The organism is Neobacillus cucumis (assembly GCF_023715505.1).
The window spans coordinates 1-255 of sequence record NZ_JAMBOH010000160.1 but is presented as its reverse complement, the minus strand read 5'-3'; the positions used below and the strand labels follow the sequence as shown (position 1 = coordinate 255).

At 52.5% G+C, this 255-nt stretch carries 1 rRNA gene; it reads left to right on the top strand.

From position 1 onward, the window contains the following. Positions 1-255 (top strand): 23S ribosomal RNA (locus M3226_RS31940); the annotation flags it as partial.

Here is a 255-nt window from a genome sequence, read left to right as displayed (position 1 = left end):
AAGTAGTTAGAGCCCGTTAATGGGTGATAGCGTGCCTTTTGTAGAATGAACCGGCGAGTTACGATTACATGCAAGGTTAAGTTGAAGAGACGGAGCCGCAGCGAAAGCGAGTCTGAATAGGGCGAATGAGTATGTGGTCGTAGACCCGAAACCAGGTGATCTACCCATGTCCAGGGTGAAGTCCAGGTAACACTGGATGGAGGCCCGAACCCACGCACGTTGAAAAGTGCGGGGATGAGGTGTGGGTAGCGGAGA